Source organism: Vibrio sp. JCM 18905 (assembly GCF_055393305.1).
Window position 1 is genome coordinate 157,714 of sequence record NZ_AP043880.1, and the last position, 17,166, is coordinate 174,879.

The 17,166-nt window shown below is 47.0% G+C and carries 10 protein-coding genes, 6 tRNA genes, 2 rRNA genes, 1 pseudogene and 1 riboswitch; of the genes and pseudogenes, 17 read left to right on the forward strand and 2 right to left on the reverse strand.

The annotated features are described in order from the left end of the window. The first annotated feature begins 1 nt into the window (after position 1). The 16 genes and pseudogenes from ACZ5ZC_RS17355 (at position 2) to thiH (ending at position 12,757) form a co-directional block, all read left to right on the forward strand. Positions 2 to 77: transfer RNA gene (locus tag ACZ5ZC_RS17355), tRNA-Glu, on the forward strand. Between the two features lie 2 nt (positions 78 to 79). After that, positions 80 to 155: transfer RNA gene (locus ACZ5ZC_RS17360), tRNA-Lys, on the forward strand. A gap of 32 nt (positions 156 to 187) precedes the next feature. Then, positions 188 to 263: transfer RNA gene (locus tag ACZ5ZC_RS17365), tRNA-Ala, on the forward strand. A gap of 14 nt (positions 264 to 277) precedes the next feature. Further along, a tRNA-Val gene (locus ACZ5ZC_RS17370) sits at positions 278 to 353 on the forward strand. Between the two features lie 263 nt (positions 354 to 616). After that, positions 617 to 3,508, forward strand: a 23S ribosomal RNA gene (locus ACZ5ZC_RS17375). A 93-nt stretch (positions 3,509 to 3,601) separates the two neighbouring features. Next, positions 3,602 to 3,718 (forward strand): 5S ribosomal RNA (gene rrf, locus ACZ5ZC_RS17380). Between the two features lie 46 nt (positions 3,719 to 3,764). Next, a tRNA-Asp gene (locus tag ACZ5ZC_RS17385) sits at positions 3,765 to 3,841 on the forward strand. Between the two features lie 61 nt (positions 3,842 to 3,902). After that, positions 3,903 to 3,979 (forward strand) — tRNA-Trp (locus ACZ5ZC_RS17390). Positions 3,980 to 4,217: 238 nt separating this feature from the next. Next, positions 4,218 to 5,599 (forward strand): annotated as a pseudogene (locus ACZ5ZC_RS17395) (multicopper oxidase domain-containing protein). A gap of 123 nt (positions 5,600 to 5,722) precedes the next feature. After that, positions 5,723 to 6,106 (forward strand): fluoride efflux transporter CrcB, encoded by a 384-nt coding sequence (gene crcB, locus ACZ5ZC_RS17400; RefSeq protein ID WP_464932155.1) that lies wholly within the window; start codon positions 5,723 to 5,725, stop codon positions 6,104 to 6,106. Between the two features lie 60 nt (positions 6,107 to 6,166). Then, positions 6,167 to 6,265: riboswitch (TPP riboswitch) on the forward strand. Between the two features lie 164 nt (positions 6,266 to 6,429). Further along, on the forward strand, positions 6,430 to 8,370 hold the full coding sequence (gene thiC / locus ACZ5ZC_RS17405) for a phosphomethylpyrimidine synthase ThiC (protein ID WP_464932156.1): 1,941 nt from the start codon (positions 6,430 to 6,432) through the stop codon (positions 8,368 to 8,370). Then, complete coding sequence (locus tag ACZ5ZC_RS17410) at positions 8,370 to 9,785, forward strand: thiamine phosphate synthase (protein ID WP_464932157.1); 1,416 nt, start codon at positions 8,370 to 8,372, stop codon at positions 9,783 to 9,785. The genes thiC and ACZ5ZC_RS17410 overlap by 1 nt, the downstream gene beginning before the upstream one ends. Then, the gene (locus ACZ5ZC_RS17415; protein WP_054868330.1) at positions 9,772 to 10,545 is read left to right on the forward strand and encodes a HesA/MoeB/ThiF family protein; all 774 of its coding nucleotides are present in this window, start codon (positions 9,772 to 9,774) and stop codon (positions 10,543 to 10,545) included. Before ACZ5ZC_RS17410 ends, ACZ5ZC_RS17415 begins: the two co-directional genes overlap by 14 nt. 38 nt (positions 10,546 to 10,583) lie before the next feature. Continuing rightward, a complete protein-coding gene (gene thiS, locus ACZ5ZC_RS17420) occupies positions 10,584 to 10,838 on the forward strand; it encodes a sulfur carrier protein ThiS (protein WP_054868329.1) in 255 nt (84 codons plus the stop codon). A gap of 5 nt (positions 10,839 to 10,843) precedes the next feature. Beyond that, complete coding sequence (locus ACZ5ZC_RS17425) at positions 10,844 to 11,611, forward strand: thiazole synthase (RefSeq protein WP_253645154.1); 768 nt, start codon at positions 10,844 to 10,846, stop codon at positions 11,609 to 11,611. Positions 11,612 to 11,644: 33 nt separating this feature from the next. Beyond that, on the forward strand, positions 11,645 to 12,757 hold the full coding sequence (thiH, locus tag ACZ5ZC_RS17430; RefSeq protein WP_054868327.1) for a 2-iminoacetate synthase ThiH: 1,113 nt from the start codon (positions 11,645 to 11,647) through the stop codon (positions 12,755 to 12,757). A 120-nt stretch (positions 12,758 to 12,877) separates the two neighbouring features. On the opposite strand, the gene ACZ5ZC_RS17435 is transcribed toward thiH, so the two are convergent. Together ACZ5ZC_RS17435 and ACZ5ZC_RS17440 are read right to left on the reverse strand one after the other, a co-directional pair. Then, the gene (locus ACZ5ZC_RS17435) at positions 12,878 to 14,668 is read right to left on the reverse strand and encodes an aminopeptidase P family protein (RefSeq protein WP_464932158.1); all 1,791 of its coding nucleotides are present in this window, start codon (positions 14,666 to 14,668) and stop codon (positions 12,878 to 12,880) included. Between the two features lie 202 nt (positions 14,669 to 14,870). Then, a complete protein-coding gene (locus tag ACZ5ZC_RS17440; protein ID WP_006743068.1) occupies positions 14,871 to 15,812 on the reverse strand; it encodes a LysR family transcriptional regulator in 942 nt (313 codons plus the stop codon). Positions 15,813 to 15,952: 140 nt separating this feature from the next. On the opposite strand from ACZ5ZC_RS17440, the gene ACZ5ZC_RS17445 reads away from it, so the two are divergent. Further along, complete coding sequence (locus tag ACZ5ZC_RS17445) at positions 15,953 to 17,113, forward strand: multidrug effflux MFS transporter (RefSeq protein ID WP_031780601.1); 1,161 nt, start codon at positions 15,953 to 15,955, stop codon at positions 17,111 to 17,113. Positions 17,114 to 17,166: the final 53 nt, after the last annotated feature.

The following is a 17,166-nucleotide window of genomic DNA, read 5'->3' on the forward strand; positions in this document are numbered from 1 at the left end:
TGTCCCGTTCGTCTAGAGGCCTAGGACACCGCCCTTTCACGGCGGTAACAGGGGTTCGACTCCCCTACGGGATACCATTGGGTCGTTAGCTCAGTTGGTAGAGCAGTTGACTTTTAATCAATTGGTCGCAGGTTCGAATCCTGCACGACCCACCATTCCTTCCATTAGGAATTAAAACTCAAAATATGGGGCTATAGCTCAGCTGGGAGAGCGCCTGCCTTGCACGCAGGAGGTCTGCGGTTCGATCCCGCATAGCTCCACCATATTTTGAAACAATGGGCGATTAGCTCAGTTGGGAGAGCACCTGCCTTACAAGCAGGGGGTCACTGGTTCGAGCCCGGTATCGCCCACCATCTTTAAGCGCATTCAATGAGTGCTTTTAAAAATGGTTTTCATCAGAAAATCTCGCTCTTTAACAATTTGGAAAGCTGACAAAACAACAATTTATTGTTGTTTGTAAAGTTCTCAAAGTATTCCTTATGGAATACAACTAAAAACACATTCAAGTGTTCTTGGAATTTGAGTCCGGCAAAATCGATATGTCTCTCGCTCATTCAAATAATGAGAGACAACTTTGGTGATTTGATTATCAACTCGAAACTCCTTCGGGTTGTATGGTTAAGTGACTAAGCGTACACGGTGGATGCCTTGGCAGTCAGAGGCGATGAAGGACGTATTAACTTGCGATAAGCCCAGATTAGGTAGTAAAAACCATTTGAGTCTGGGATTTCCGAATGGGGAAACCCACTTACATAAGTAAGTATCGTTATGTGAATACATAGCATAACGAGGCGAACCGGGGGAACTGAAACATCTAAGTACCCCGAGGAAAAGAAATCAACCGAGATTCCGAAAGTAGCGGCGAGCGAAATTGGACTAGCCCTTAAGCTTTATAGGCGTCAGGTGAACAAGCTGGAAAGCTTGGCGATACAGGGTGATAGCCCCGTAACTGACGACGCATATTCAGTGAAATCGAGTAGGGCGGGACACGTGATATCCTGTCTGAATATGGGGGGACCATCCTCCAAGGCTAAATACTACTGACTGACCGATAGTGAACCAGTACCGTGAGGGAAAGGCGAAAAGAACCCCTGTGAGGGGAGTGAAATAGAACCTGAAACCGTGTACGTACAAGCAGTAGGAGCAGGCTTTGTCCTGTGACTGCGTACCTTTTGTATAATGGGTCAGCGACTTATATTCAGTGGCAAGGTTAACCATCTAGGGGAGCCGTAGGGAAACCGAGTCTTAACTGGGCGTTTTAGTCTCTGGATATAGACCCGAAACCAGGTGATCTAGCCATGGGCAGGTTGAAGGTTGAGTAACATCAACTGGAGGACCGAACCGACTAATGTTGAAAAATTAGCGGATGACTTGTGGCTAGGGGTGAAAGGCCAATCAAACCTGGAGATAGCTGGTTCTCCCCGAAAGCTATTTAGGTAGCGCCTCGGACGAATACTACTGGGGGTAGAGCACTGTTAAGGCTAGGGGGTCATCCCGACTTACCAACCCTTTGCAAACTCCGAATACCAGTAAGTACTATCCGGGAGACACACGGCGGGTGCTAACGTCCGTCGTGGAGAGGGAAACAACCCAGACCGCCAGCTAAGGTCCCAAATTACTACTAAGTGGGAAACGATGTGGGAAGGCTCAGACAGCCAGGATGTTGGCTTAGAAGCAGCCATCATTTAAAGAAAGCGTAATAGCTCACTGGTCGAGTCGGCCTGCGCGGAAGATGTAACGGGGCTAAGTAGTAAACCGAAGCTGCGGCAATGCACTTTTGTGCATTGGGTAGGGGAGCGTTCTGTAAGCGGTTGAAGGTGTGTGGTAACGCATGCTGGACGTATCAGAAGTGCGAATGCTGACATGAGTAACGATAAAGGGGGTGAAAAACCTCCTCGCCGGAAGACCAAGGGTTCCTGTCCAACGTTAATCGGGGCAGGGTAAGTCGACCCCTAAGGCGAGGCCGAAAGGCGTAGTCGATGGGAAACGGGTTAATATTCCCGTACTTCTTACAATTGCGATGGGGGGACGGAGAAGGCTAGGTGGGCCTGGCGACGGTTGTCCAGGTTCAAGTGCGTAGGCTGAAGAGTTAGGTAAATCCGGCTCTTCTTAAGGCTGAGACACGACGTCGAGCATCTACGGATGTGAAGTCATTGATGCCATGCTTCCAGGAAAAGCCTCTAAGCTTCAGATTGTAAGGAATCGTACCCCAAACCGACACAGGTGGTCGGGTAGAGAATACCAAGGCGCTTGAGAGAACTCGGGTGAAGGAACTAGGCAAAATGGTACCGTAACTTCGGGAGAAGGTACGCTCTCGACGGTGAAGTCCCTCGCGGATGGAGCTATTGAGAGTCGCAGATACCAGGTGGCTGCAACTGTTTATTAAAAACACAGCACTGTGCAAAATCGCAAGATGACGTATACGGTGTGACGCCTGCCCGGTGCCGGAAGGTTAATTGATGGGGTTAGACTTCGGTCGAAGCTCTTGATCGAAGCCCCGGTAAACGGCGGCCGTAACTATAACGGTCCTAAGGTAGCGAAATTCCTTGTCGGGTAAGTTCCGACCTGCACGAATGGCGTAATGATGGCCACGCTGTCTCCACCCGAGACTCAGTGAAATTGAAATCGCTGTGAAGATGCAGTGTACCCGCGGCTAGACGGAAAGACCCCGTGAACCTTTACTACAGCTTGGCACTGAACATTGACCCTACATGTGTAGGATAGGTGGGAGGCTTTGAAGCGCAGTCGCTAGATTGCGTGGAGCCGTCCTTGAAATACCACCCTTGTAGTGTTGATGTTCTAACGTCAACCCCTTATCGGGGTTGCGGACAGTGCCTGGTGGGTAGTTTGACTGGGGCGGTCTCCTCCCAAAGCGTAACGGAGGAGCACGAAGGTGGGCTAATCACGGTTGGACATCGTGAGGTTAGTGCAATGGCATAAGCCCGCTTGACTGCGAGAATGACAATTCGAGCAGGTGCGAAAGCAGGTCATAGTGATCCGGTGGTTCTGAATGGAAGGGCCATCGCTCAACGGATAAAAGGTACTCCGGGGATAACAGGCTGATACCGCCCAAGAGTTCATATCGACGGCGGTGTTTGGCACCTCGATGTCGGCTCATCACATCCTGGGGCTGAAGTCGGTCCCAAGGGTATGGCTGTTCGCCATTTAAAGTGGTACGCGAGCTGGGTTTAGAACGTCGTGAGACAGTTCGGTCCCTATCTGCCGTGGGCGTTGGAGAATTGAAAGGGGCTGCTCCTAGTACGAGAGGACCGGAGTGGACGAACCTCTGGTGTTCGGGTTGTGTCGCCAGACGCATTGCCCGGTAGCTAAGTTCGGGATCGATAACCGCTGAAAGCATCTAAGCGGGAAGCGAGCCTTGAGATGAGTTCTCCCTGATACTTTAAGTATCCTAAAGGGTTGTCGTAGACTACGACGTTGATAGGCAGGGTGTGTAAGCGTTGTGAGGCGTTGAGCTAACCTGTACTAATTGCCCGTGAGGCTTAACCATACAACACCCAAGGGGTTTTGATGGACTCAATGAAAGAACATTGAATGTGTAAGAACGAGAATTAAAAAACAGCTTTCCGAATTAAAGAATTTGCTTGGCGACCATAGCGTTTTGGACCCACCTGATTTCCATGCCGAACTCAGAAGTGAAACGAAATAGCGCCGATGGTAGTGTGGGGCTTCCCCATGTGAGAGTAGGACATCGCCAGGCTTTAAATTTTGGACACTTGCTGATTAAAAGCGAGTGATACCACTGCGGAGTGGTAGTTCAGTTGGTTAGAATACCGGCCTGTCACGCCGGGGGTCGCGGGTTCGAGTCCCGTCCACTCCGCCACTTAATATCGACAACCTCGCTCATGCGAGGTTTTGTCAAATCTAGAATATAAGAATTCTACAGGGGTGTAGCTCCAATTGGCAGAGCAGCGGATTCCAAATCCGCGTGTTGGGAGTTCGAATCTCTCCACCCCTGCCAGATATCAAGGCTCTGACTTAGGTCAGAGCCTTTTTTGTATCTGCTTGCCACTATGCATTTGTCCTCTTATCCCACCCATATGCCTTTCTGCTGCCTGCTGCTCTTTGTAAGTATTTATTACTTACCAACCTATTAGACTAGTCGTTATAATCAAGTGCTCCGAAATGTTAGCAATAAATGAGAATCATTATTTATATTTAGTTACACTCAACCGATCTGGATTAATGGGTAACTATGTATGGATATATCTCGTCGACGCTTCCTTCAATCATCCTTAGCGATCTCCGCGCTTACTGTTCTACCTGCATGTTCTCTATCTAGGAGTGCTAATAAGCAGGGGCAGTATATATACGATATCACTGCAGAGCCTTCTACGGCTGAACTAGTGCCCGGTTTCAATACTGAGGTATTAGCTTTTAATGGGCGTATACCTGCACCTATAATTCGTTGCTGACAAGGGGAAAGGTAACAATCAACTTCATCAATAAGCTATCAGAGCCGACGACGATTCATTGGCATGGCTTGAGGATTCCTATTGAAATGGATGGAGTTCCGTTTTTAAGCCAGGCTCCTATCATGCCCGGAGAGACTTTTACGTATGAGTTTATTCCGCCAGATGCAGGTACGTTTTGGTATCACCCACACATGAACAGCGTTAAGCAGCTTGGTATGGGGTTGGTTGGGCTAATAATTGTTGAAGAGGCTGAGCCTGTTCAGTTTGATGAAGAGCATGAAGTCGTCCTCAAGCATTGGCATTTAGACAAGCAAGGACAGTGGAAGAATCTAATGGTGCCGCGCTTGAGTGCACGTATGGGAACGCCAGGAGAGTGGAGTAGCGTCAATGGTATTCATGAGCCTGTTTATACGCTGAAGCAGAACGCGACTACGCGATTAAGAATTGCTAATGTCGATAACACCATTACCTATCCGATCGCGATTGAAGGCACAGAGGCTTGGGTTATTGCTATCGATGGCAATCCAGTTAAAACGCCTTATAGGCTCACTCAACACAAAATTGGTCCGGGAATGAGATTGGGTATCGGATTGATTGCTCCGAAGGCTGGAGAGCGTGTTTATGTGCGTCAAATGAAAGGGCGCTTCCCATTCTCTTTGTGTGAGTTTGAAGTTGTTGAGTCTGACCTGCCAAGCAACAAGAAACTGCCTTTATTGCCTCTCAACCCTGTGCCTGATCTTGATTTGGAAAATGCGGAGCAAATCGATTATGTGTTTGAATGGGAGGGGGCGATCACTCCTGTCGATAAATCGGGCAAAGCGATACCTAAATTCTGGCTGATGAACAAACGGGCTTGGGAGGGAATGAGCATAGATAATATCCCTGCGCCACTTTCAACATTGGAGCTTGGAAAAACCTATATCTTCAATTTGAAGAACGTTACTCAATATCATCATCCTATTCATCTTCATGGGCATACATTTACTGTTCTTGAGTTAGATGGAAAGAAACTCGACGAACCGTTCCATACCGATACGGTTTTACTTGGAAAAAATGGCAGTGCCAAAGCTGCCTTTGTTGCTAACAACCCTGGACGTTGGATGTATCACTGCCATGTTATTGAGCACATGAAAACCGGTTTGATGGGGTATATTGAAGTAAAGTGACTCCTGTAACTTTTTTAATCTCAGCGTGTTTTAAATGCAATACGTTGTCGAATTCTAAAATTTCACCATCAATATTGCTTTAGTTTTGGTTACAATATCGTCATCAATAGTGTTGGGGGAATTATGGGGCAGTTTTCCATTCTTGGTTTTATTGCACTAGGTGGTGCTTTCGGTGCGTGTTCTCGTTACTTGATATCTGAACTGTGTGTCATTTTATTGGGGCGTAGTTTTCCATACGGTACGCTAACCGTTAATGTGGTTGGTTCATTTATCATGGGCTTGTTGATTGCTGCGTTCGACAATGAACTGTTGGCAACAGAACCTTGGCGACAAGTGATTGGTTTGGGCTTTTTAGGGGCACTGACGACGTTTTCCACCTTTTCTATGGATAATGTTTTACTTATGCAGCAAGGTGCGTTTTTTAAGATGGGGTTAAATATTTTATTAAATGTGGTGCTGAGCATCTCTGCTGCGTGGATCGGTTTCCAATTATTGATGCGCAGCTAGCAAAGTAGTTAAAAATTAAACAGGTCGGCTTGGTTTAACCAGGCCGTTTTTATATACTGATATCACTTGTCGGAGTGCCATAAGGCTGAGACCGTTAATTCGGGATCCGTTGAACCTGATCAGATTAGAATCTGCGAAGGGAACAAGAGAAGATATTTATACCGGAGTTCTTTCTGGTTGACCTATCAAATAGTCGAATGTTGTTATAGGCAAATTACTTAAGCTTTATTTAGCCTTAATTTGACTCCTCTTGTCGCATCTATCCGCCAAGCATTTTTATCCAATTACTTTTTATCTAGTATAACAAAGCAAGGAAAAATGCTATGTCGAGTCGCAAACAAGCGAGACTGGAAGCAAAACAGTTTATTGAAACACTCTCGGTACAGCCGTACCCAAATTCCACAAAAGTATATGTAGAAGGTTCACGTCCAGATGTTCGTGTACCTATGCGTGAAATAGCGCTAGCAGATAGTCTGATTGGTGGCACAAAAGAAGCGCCTATTTTCGAGCCGAATGAAGCCGTCCGAGTCTACGATACGTCAGGTGTTTATACTGATCCGAACTACGATATTGACCTTTATAGCGGCTTACCAAAGCTAAGAGAAAGCTGGATTGAAGAGCGTGGTGACACAGAGTTACTCGATGAAGTAAGCTCGGTGTACACCAAAGAACGCTTAGAAGACGAAACACTAGACGATCTTCGTTACGGTAATCTACCACGTATTCGACGTGCCAAAGATGGGCAATGCGTCACTCAACTGCACTATGCTCGCAAAGGTATTATCACCCCAGAAATGGAATTCATCGCGCTGCGTGAAAACTTGGGTCGTGCCAAGTACCGTGATGATGTGCTGAATCAACAGCATCCTGGTCAAAGCTTTGGAGCTAATCTTCCAAAAGACATTACCGCCGAGTTTGTTCGCAAAGAAGTTGCCGAAGGTCGCGCGATTATCCCTTCTAATATCAACCACCCAGAATCCGAACCAATGATCATTGGACGTAACTTTTTGGTCAAAGTGAACGCCAATATCGGTAACTCATCGGTGACGTCTTCGATTGAGGAAGAAGTTGAGAAGCTCGTTTGGGCGACACGCTGGGGTGGGGATACCGTTATGGATCTCTCTACTGGACGTAACATCCACGAAACTCGCGAGTGGATTCTGCGTAACAGCCCGGTTCCGATCGGTACCGTACCTATGTATCAAGCGCTGGAAAAAGTGAATGGAGTTGCCGAAAACCTTAACTGGGAAGTGATGCGCGATACTCTGATTGAGCAAGCAGAGCAGGGCGTTGATTACTTCACTATCCATGCCGGTTTACTACTTCGCTATGTGCCAATGACTGCAAAGCGTGTTACTGGCATCGTCTCTCGTGGTGGTTCTATCATCGCGAAATGGTGTTTAGCGCATCACCAAGAAAGCTTCTTATACACCCACTTCCGAGAGATCTGTGAAATCTGTGCCAAGTATGATGTGGCACTTTCTCTCGGTGATGGTCTGCGCCCTGGTTCGGTTGCCGATGCTAATGACGAAGCGCAATTTGCGGAGCTTCGTACTCTTGGTGAGTTGACTAAGGTTGCGTGGGAATACGACGTACAGGTGATTATCGAAGGTCCTGGCCATGTTCCAATGCACATGATCAAAGAGAACATGGAAGAGCAGCTAGAGCACTGCCATGAAGCTCCGTTCTACACCCTTGGTCCACTGACGACAGACGTCGCTCCTGGTTACGACCATATTACGTCAGGAATTGGCGCTGCCATGATTGGCTGGTATGGCTGTGCGATGCTTTGTTACGTAACACCTAAAGAGCATCTTGGCTTACCAAACAAAGAAGACGTGAAGGTAGGCATGATCACTTACAAGCTTGCTGCTCACGCTGCTGATTTGGCTAAAGGGCACCCTGGCGCACAAGTTCGTGATAACGCGCTTTCTAAAGCACGTTTTGAATTCCGCTGGGAAGACCAATTCAACTTGTCACTTGACCCAGAAACCGCGCGCGCTTTCCATGATGAAACCTTGCCTCAAGAGTCGGGAAAAGTTGCTCACTTCTGTTCGATGTGCGGACCAAAGTTCTGCTCGATGAAGATTTCGCAAGAGGTTCGAGAATACGCGAAAGATACTGAGCAAGTTGCTGCGGACCAAGCTATCTCGATCAAAATGCTTGATGATCCTCTTGAGGGGATGCGTCAGAAATCGCAAGAATTTAGAGAGTCAGGTTCTGAGTTATACCACCCAGCAGCACATGCCGAGGTAAGTGACTAATGAGCAAAATCCTTATTCCGTCATCATTGATTGAACTGACAGGTTTAGTTCAGCAATGTTTGTTGTTGGCGAAAGAACAGGGTTTTATAATCGAAGACATTGAGTTGGGCGTGAGCCCAACTCAATCTATTAAGCTTGTTCGCGACCAACAGACCACACACATAACGACTGATCTCATTGATGGATATGACTCTGAACATGAGAGTTTATTTGTGCTTTATTACCGCTCTACTTTGTCGGTAGAAGCGTGTGCTAAGCAACCGTCGAAAGCGATTTATATTGGTATTGCTGATACTCAGGTTTCCGATAAAAAGGAGAAAGTGCATCAGCTTGATATCTGGCGTCACCCCTTTAACGACGAAGTGAGAGCGCTTTCCGTTAAGTCCAAACCCAACGCAATGTTCGATCCCGAACATCACCTTGCTTGGATAGTAGCGCTGACAGTACTCGATTTTCCTATCGAAGATGCGTTAACACTTGCTCGAGGAATGCTAACTCAACAAGCGAATGTTTCACGTGAAACACTGTTGAATGACAACTTCGACGGAGAGCGAACTACTCAGTGGGCTAACCAATTTGATGATTTCCCCACACCAGTACTGGAAGATAACCGACTCGGTATTCAAGTTGGTTGGTCAGCACAAGGAGAGAGCGTTAGCTTTCCAACTCTAACTAAGCAAAGTCTAGGGCTCTATCCAGTCGTTGATGATGTTGCTTGGATTGAGCGTTTACTGCCTTTAGGCATCAACACTATTCAACTACGAATCAAGAACCCGCAACAAGTCGATTTAGAACAACAGATCATCCGAGCGATTGAGCTAGGTCGTCAGTATCAAGCACAAGTGTTCATCAATGACTATTGGCAGTTGGCAATCAAGCATGGCGCTTATGGCGTTCACCTAGGACAAGAAGACATAGAAGAGTCGAATTTGGCTCAGCTAACTAAAGCCGGCATTCGTCTTGGTCTTTCTACTCATGGTTATTACGAACTACTGCGCATCGTACAAATTCATCCTAGCTACATCGCGCTAGGGCATATTTTCCCAACCACCACAAAACAGATGCCATCGAAACCACAAGGTTTGGTGCGCTTGGCACTGTATCAAAAGCTGATTGATAGCATTCCTTATACAAATACAGAGTCGGCTTTCCGTCCTTCAAAAGACAAAGCAGTTAGTGACGATGTGCTTGGCTTTCCGACGGTCGCGATTGGTGGCATTGACCAATCTAATGCAGACCAAGTTTGGCAAACAGGTGTTTCTAGTTTGGCAGTTGTGCGAGCTATTACGTTGGCGGAATCGCCTCAGTCCGTCATCGAGTTCTTTGCACAACTTATGAAGGAAAGACAACTAACGCTTACTGATCAGAATAGTGAATTGGCGGATACCAAGAGAGGCGAGCATGCTCACGGATAAGCAGTTCCTTCGCTATCAACGCCAAGTCGCTCTGCCCGAAATTGCTGAAGGTGGGCAAGAGCGTTTGAGCAAATCGCATGTGCTGATCATCGGTTGTGGCGGGTTAGGGAGCGCAGCGAGTTTGTACTTGGCATCAGCGGGCGTTGGTAAATTGGTTGTGGTTGATGATGATGAGGTTGATAGCAGTAACCTACAACGTCAGATCATTTATCGTGAACAAGACCTCCAAGTTGCGAAAACAGAAGCGACTATAAAGCAACTCACTGAACTTAATTCTATGGTCCAAGTTCGTGCTCTCAATAAGCGATTAGACAAAGCACAGCTGCAGCTTGAGGTGATGCTAGCGGATGTGGTGCTCGACTGCACCGATAACATGCCAACGCGCCAGCTCATTAACCAAGTTTGTTTCGAACAAAATACGCCGCTCATCTCGGCGGCGGCAATTGGTTGGCAAGGGCAATTCGCTGTCTTTGATTACCAAACACCAAGTGAACAAGAAGCGCAGAGTAAAGCCTGTTACCGCTGTTTGTATCCGTTCGACGAATTACCGCAAACGCAAAAGTGCAGTGACAGCGGTGTCGTTGGTCCGGTGGTGGGCACACTTGGTAACTACCAAGCGATAGCGGCAATTCAAAAACTGGCGACGGGAAAGTTTCATGTCGAGACTGCCAAGTTGCACCTATTTGATGGATTGAAACTGCAATGGCAAACCATGGCGATAAGCAAAGACAAACAGTGCCAAGTGTGTGCTCAGATTTAGCTTACGAGTAATGGGCAGAATTAAGAGAGTTGGAAGCAATGACGTTATCAGAACAACAAACAACACAAATGACCGCTGCTGACCTAGATGTGATCACTATTGTCATCAATGACCAGTCACATCAAGTTGCCAGTGAGTCGAATCTACAGCAAATCATTAGCCAATTTGCGCTGCCTGAAATGGGCTGTGTTTTTGCAATTAATAACCATGTTGTGCCGCGCAGTGAGTGGGCTAGCACAGTTCTTTCACAGGGAGATAGCATCTCTTTGTTTCAAGCGATCGCAGGGGGTTAAAGTCGATGCTTAAAATTGGTGATAAACAATTCGAATCTAGACTGTTCACAGGAACAGGGAAGTTTGCCAACAGTCGACTAATGGCAGAAGCGATTAAAGTGTCGGGTTCTCAACTTGCGACTATGGCGTTGAAGCGTGTGGATGTGAACGATCAACAAGACGATATTTTGCTGCCGTTAGTACAAGCGGGCGTGAACTTATTGCCGAACACCTCAGGTGCAAAGAATGCTAAAGATGCTGTGTTTGCTGCACAACTGGCGCGAGAAGCGTTGGGTACTAACTGGCTAAAACTGGAAATTCATCCAGACCCGAAGTACTTGATGCCCGATCCTATTGAGACACTAGCAGCCGCTGAGCAACTGGTTCGTGAAGGCTTCATTGTGCTTCCTTATTGTCATGCTGACCCGGTTCTGTGTAAACGATTGGAAGAAGTAGGCTGTGCTGCAGTCATGCCATTAGGTGCGCCGATCGGTTCCAATAAAGGGATAGTTTCTCACGACTTCCTAGAGATCATTATCGACCAAGCTAATGTTCCTGTCGTTGTTGATGCGGGTATTGGTGCTCCTTCACATGCCGCGCGTGCGATGGAAATGGGCGCGGATGCCGTGCTCGTCAATACTGCGATTGCAGCTTCGAGCGATCCCGTTGCGATGGCGAAGGCATTTAAGTTGGCGGTAGAGTCGGGGCGTATGGCTTATGAAGCCGGACTTGCAGGTAAGGTTTCTCATGCGGTTGCGTCGAGTCCACTGACGTCATTTCTAGATGAGCTTTAGTCCTAGGTTGATTAGCTATTAAGCGAGGAAAACATGAGCTTCGTTGAGCAATTTAAGCAGCTTAATTGGGATGACATTTCGATGTCGATCTATGCGAAAACAGCACAAGATGTTGAGCGAGCATTGAATAAATCCAAGCGTGATTTGGAAGATTTTAAGGCGCTAATTTCACCGGCGGCAGAAGCGTACTTAGAGCAAATGGCGCAGTTGTCATACTCGGCAACTCGCAAGCGGTTTGGCAATACTATGTCGCTTTACATTCCACTGTACCTTTCTAACTTGTGCGCCAATGCTTGTACTTATTGTGGCTTCTCAATGGAGAACAAGATCAAGCGTCGTACCTTGAATAGGGACGAAGTGGCAGCAGAAGTTGAAGCCATTAAACGCATGAAGTTTGATAGCGTATTGCTGGTGACTGGCGAACACGAAACCAAAGTGGGCATGAAATACTTCCGCGAAATGGTTCCGATGATTAAGCAACGCTTTAATTATTTGGCGATGGAAGTGCAGCCGCTAGATCAAGACGAATACGCAGAGCTCAAGACATTGGGTTTGGATGCGGTGATGGTTTATCAAGAAACGTATCATCCTTCGACTTATGCTGAGCACCATTTACGTGGCAATAAGATGGATTTCGAATACCGATTGGATACACCCGATCGTCTTGCAAAAGCGGGCATCGATAAGATCGGTATTGGCGCTTTGATAGGATTGGAAGAGTGGCGTACAGATTGTTTTTATGTGGCAGCTCACTTGGACTATCTCGAGCGCACGTATTGGCAGACTCGTTACTCAATTTCTTTCCCGCGTTTGCGTCCTTGTGAGGGCACGCTCCAACCAAAATCAGTCATGACGGATAAGCAGCTTGTTCAGTTGATTTGCGCTTATCGTTTGTTGAATCCAGAAGTGGAGTTGTCATTATCGACTCGTGAGTCACCGAAGTTTAGAGACAACGCATTGGCTTTAGGCATTACCAGTATATCTGCAGCATCGAAAACTCAGCCGGGTGGTTATGCGATGGATGATGTTGAGCTCGAGCAGTTTGAGATCAGTGATGAGCGAAGTGCTGGTTCTGTGGAAGATATGATTCGAGCCAAAGGCTTTGACCCTGTATGGCGAGATTGGCACTCGGCGTATTCTGGATAAGCAACAAATAAAGTCACTGACCATCGTTATGTTTCACGTGAAACATAGGAAAAGAAAGAGGGTTGATGCAAAACATCAACTCTCTATTTTTTCTAGCTTCTAGCTTCTAGCTTCTAGCTTCTAGCTGTGTGCTACAGGTAGCGTTGCTTGACGAAGCCACTCTTTCACATCACCTTCAACTAGCGGGCTGATCTCATCCCATACTTTCTGATGGTAATCATTCAGCCAAGCAAGTTCTGGACGAGTTAGCATATCAACATTGATGTTGCGTTTGTCGATTGGGCAGCGTGTTAGTGACTCAAATGACAGAACAGGGAAGTCACCGTTAGTTGGTGTTTCAACAACAAGCTCTAGGTTTTCAATACGGATACCAAACGCATCTGCACGGTAGTAACCTGGCTCGTTGGATAGCACCATACCTTCTGTTAGAGGCACGTCGATTTGCTTCTTCGAAATGCTCGCTGGACCTTCATGAACACTTAGGAAGTGACCAACACCGTGACCAGTACCGTGATCGTAATCGTAACCTTCCGCCCATAGGTGCTGACGAGCTAGAGTATCGATTTGGTAACCACGTGTGCCTTTCGGGAAACGAGCTCGAGCAACGCCAATATGACCTTTCAGCGCCAACGTAAATTGCTTCTTCATTTCTGAAGAAGGTTGACCAATCGCGATAGTACGCGTGATGTCGGTAGTGCCATCGAGGTACTGACCGCCTGAGTCCACAAGGTAAAGCGTGTTGAGTTCTAACTTCCCAGGTTCAGGTTGGTTCTCGTGATTGTAGTGACACATGGCCGCGTTGCCGCCCGCGGCTGAAATGGTATCGAAGCTGAGATCCATTAGCGTAGGGTCTTCGCTACGAAATGCTTCCAGTTTGTCTGCTAATGTCGCTTCATCATGCAGGTTACCAGCAGCAACTTCCGCATCTAACCAACATAGGAACTTGCTCATTGCCACGCCATCGCGGATATGACAGGCCTTCATACCGGCAATTTCAACCGCGTTCTTCGCCGCTTTTGGCATCAGACATGGGTCTGCTGCTGCAATCACGGACGCACCAGAGTTTTGTAGTACTAGCTTAAACCAAGCGTTACTGATTGCAGGGTCAACTAATACCTTTTTACCTGTCATGGCTTCAAGGCGAGATTGAAGTGCTTCCGGGTGGTGAACGGTCACACCGGTGCCTACGTGAGCGTCAAAATCAGCAGGTAGGCGAGCAGGATCGAGGAAGTATTCCACGCTTGAATCTGAGTGCAGAATCGCGTGAGAAAGCAGAACTGGTAGGCGTGATACATCTAAACCACGTACATTCAGCAGCCAACAAATAGAATCTAATGCTGTGATCACAGCGCTATCTGCACCCGCTTTTTTTACCAGTTGGGCGATCTCTTGACGCTTACTCTCACTTGATTGACCGACGGCTTCTGTTGGCATCAGGCGAACGTTAGAGACAACAGGCGCTGGGCGGTCATGCCACAACTCATCAATTGGGTTGTTGGTCAGAATATTTAGCTCAAGCTTTCCAGTCAGTTTAGCTTGTGCCATGTCTAGCCAAGCTGAGCTGTGCATACGAGGATCAATTGCGACAGATGCGTTTGTTGGCAGGTTGTCTAGAACCCAATCTAAAGCTGGTTCTTCAATAAGGTGACGATATTCAAATAGGTCACCAGGGACTTGTTTGGTGACTTGAACGGTATAGCGGCCATCAACAAAGATAGCGGCTTTGTCTTTGGTGATTACCGCAGCACCAGCAGAACCAGTAAAGCCTGTTAACCAATGTAAGCGCTCGTTGTGCGCTGGGACGTATTCACCCAAATACTCGTCCTCGTGCGGAACCAGTAGGGCATCAATATTATGTTGTACAAGCCATTCGCGAATCGCATTCACGCGGCTGAGAGTTTCGTTGTGCATCTGTTTTATTCCTTCAAATTACCGCTCCTTCATGCTCAGGTGTGGGAGCTGTTTCCTTCTGCTTCATGCAGTTTATGATCAACGCAAGTTTGCAATGACTTAGGTTGAGTCGGAGTACAACTAGGCCATAGATGAGCCAAAAAGGACTACGACAGTTAAGCTACTCATTTTACCCGCTAAGCGCAAATTGAGTGCGGTATTTTTATCTAAGGTGATCGGTTTTTTGTGTGATCATCGTACGTAGCCAACCCAATGCAGGGTCGTTTTCTCTGTCTCGGTGCCAGAATAAAGTGTAAGCCATAGGTGGAAATTCTAGCGGGAGTGGTAGTACGACCAAATCAAGCTGTTTAGCAGCGAGCTGCACAAAATGGCTTGGGGCGGTAAAAATAAAGTCAGTGTAGGAACATAAACTTGCGGCACTATTAAAGTCCGGAACGGTGACGGCAATATCCCGGTCGGCTCCAATATCGGCAAGGCGATAATCTAACAGCCAACGGTCGTTGCCGTCACAACGCACTTGTACGTGACGCAGGGCGAGATACGCTTCGAGGTTCCAAGGCTGTTTTAATGCTGGGTGATTTTTGCGAATAATACACATCTGGTGATCTCGATAAATTTCCAGTTCGCATATGTCATCGGGTGGCAGCAGAGTCAGCTTGGCATCATTAATATCGATGTCTTTGCCAGTTAAGCCTAAGTCTAGCTCGCCACGTTGCAGCATTTTAAAAGTATTATCGGACCAAGGGTGAGTGCTGATCGTCACCCCTGGAGCTTGCTGAAAAATCGCCGGTAAGAAATGAGGCAGAATCAGAGGGTAAACACTTTCAACCGCTGCTATTTGAAAACGGTATTCGCTGCTTTGTGGAGAGAACTCTTCTGGTTGAGTCAGTACTTCTAACTGGTTTATCAACAGATCCAGTTTCGGTTTAAGAAACAAAGCGCGTGGTGTTGGCGTCAATCCATGCGAGTTTCGGGTGAACAGGGGATCATCAAATTGGATACGTAATTTCGCTAAGGACTTACTCACGGCAGACTGACTCAAGCACAGTCGGTGGGCGGCTCGGGTGACATTTAACTCTTCTATCAAAACTTTAAAACAGACCAATAGATTTAAATCGATACGAGCCAGTTTTTCGACGTTCACGGTGAATTTCCTCTAAGGAATAATGCTCATGATTATACATCATTTCCATTCATATCATCAGATGATTAAGCTCTATCAAAAGTTCTTTATCCAATTCGGAGTGTTGTGTGCCTAGCCAGTTTTCTAATAGTAAAAAACAGATGGCGTTATTGACCCTTTTGGTTCTTTTCAGTCCTCTTGCGATTGATATTTATCTACCTGCTTTACCTCTTATTGCTTCCACTTTTCAGGTCGATAATGCGCTAGCACAAGACACGATCACTTGGTTCTTATTTGCGATGGGTGTCGGGCAACTGTTTGCTGGCCCTTTGGCAGATAAACTCGGACGTCGAACTGTTGCATTGGGCGGTATCACTATCTATGCGATGAGCGCTTTATTGGCGTGGAGTGCTCAAAATATTGAATGGATGTTGGTTTCCCGACTGCTACAAGGCTTAGGTGCGTGTGCGACATCGGTAGCAGCCTTTGCAACAGTTCGCGATATCTTTGGCCCGGAAAAAAGCGGCAAAATGATCAGCTATCTTAACGGCGCGATTTGTTTCATTCCGGCATTAGCTCCAATTCTAGGTAGTTGGTTAACTCAGCAATTTGACTGGCGTGCTAACTTTAGCTTTATGGCGGGTTTTGCTGTGGTGTCTGGATCATTGATGTTTTTCATGATGAAAGAGACTAACCCGTCAACGGAAAAGCAAGCAGTGTTTAAGCTCAGCCGTTATTGGGCAGTGCTTAGTACGCCATCTTTTGTTTTCCATGCGTCATTATGCTTGATGGCTATGGCGGTTATTCTTGCTTACGTTACCTCAGCACCGTCGGTATTGATGACGGGGATGGGGTTGTCGATGAATGAGTTCACCTTCTGGTTTGGTGTGAATGCGGTGATAAACATTGCGGCATGTATGTTGGCGCCTAAGTTTATGGAGCGCGTTGGCACGCACAACACTTTGGTTACGGGGATCTCGACTCTGGGCCTCGCAGGTGTGATCATGCTAGTGATGAATGGTCAGAATACCGCGCTTTCTTTCATGCTACCTATCTTCATGTCTTCTGTAGGTTTTGCATTCATTCTGGGTGCAGCGGCAGGGAAAGCATTAGAGCCGTTTGGTGATAAGGCGGGCACGGCAGCTGCACTGCTTGGATTGTTCCAAATGAGTGGCTCTGGTTTGTTGGTTGGTACGTTGCAGCGTTTATCTTTGGAACCTCAAACACTGATCGCAATTCATATGTGGGTTCTATTGCCTGCGTTAGTGGTTCTGTTTACAAAAGCAGGTAAGAACTGGCATTCAAGCTTTGCGAAAGCGTAAATCAGTGTAATTTAGTATTTTCCAATGTAAGTAAGGCGTGTATATTTGTCGTT

Bases quoted from the DNA above. Each gene is read 5' to 3' on its own strand.
- crcB (WP_464932155.1), top strand. From the start codon at position 5,723: ATGGGGCAGTTTTCCATTCTTGGTTTTATTGCACTAGGTGGTGCTTTC.
- thiC (WP_464932156.1), top strand. From the start codon at position 6,430: ATGTCGAGTCGCAAACAAGCGAGACTGGAAGCAAAACAGTTTATTGAA.
- ACZ5ZC_RS17410 (WP_464932157.1), top strand. From the start codon at position 8,370: ATGAGCAAAATCCTTATTCCGTCATCATTGATTGAACTGACAGGTTTA.
- ACZ5ZC_RS17415 (WP_054868330.1), top strand. From the start codon at position 9,772: ATGCTCACGGATAAGCAGTTCCTTCGCTATCAACGCCAAGTCGCTCTG.
- thiS (WP_054868329.1), top strand. From the start codon at position 10,584: ATGACGTTATCAGAACAACAAACAACACAAATGACCGCTGCTGACCTA.
- ACZ5ZC_RS17425 (WP_253645154.1), top strand. From the start codon at position 10,844: ATGCTTAAAATTGGTGATAAACAATTCGAATCTAGACTGTTCACAGGA.
- thiH (WP_054868327.1), top strand. From the start codon at position 11,645: ATGAGCTTCGTTGAGCAATTTAAGCAGCTTAATTGGGATGACATTTCG.
- ACZ5ZC_RS17435 (WP_464932158.1), bottom strand. From the start codon at position 14,668: ATGCACAACGAAACTCTCAGCCGCGTGAATGCGATTCGCGAATGGCTT.
- ACZ5ZC_RS17445 (WP_031780601.1), top strand. From the start codon at position 15,953: ATGGCGTTATTGACCCTTTTGGTTCTTTTCAGTCCTCTTGCGATTGAT.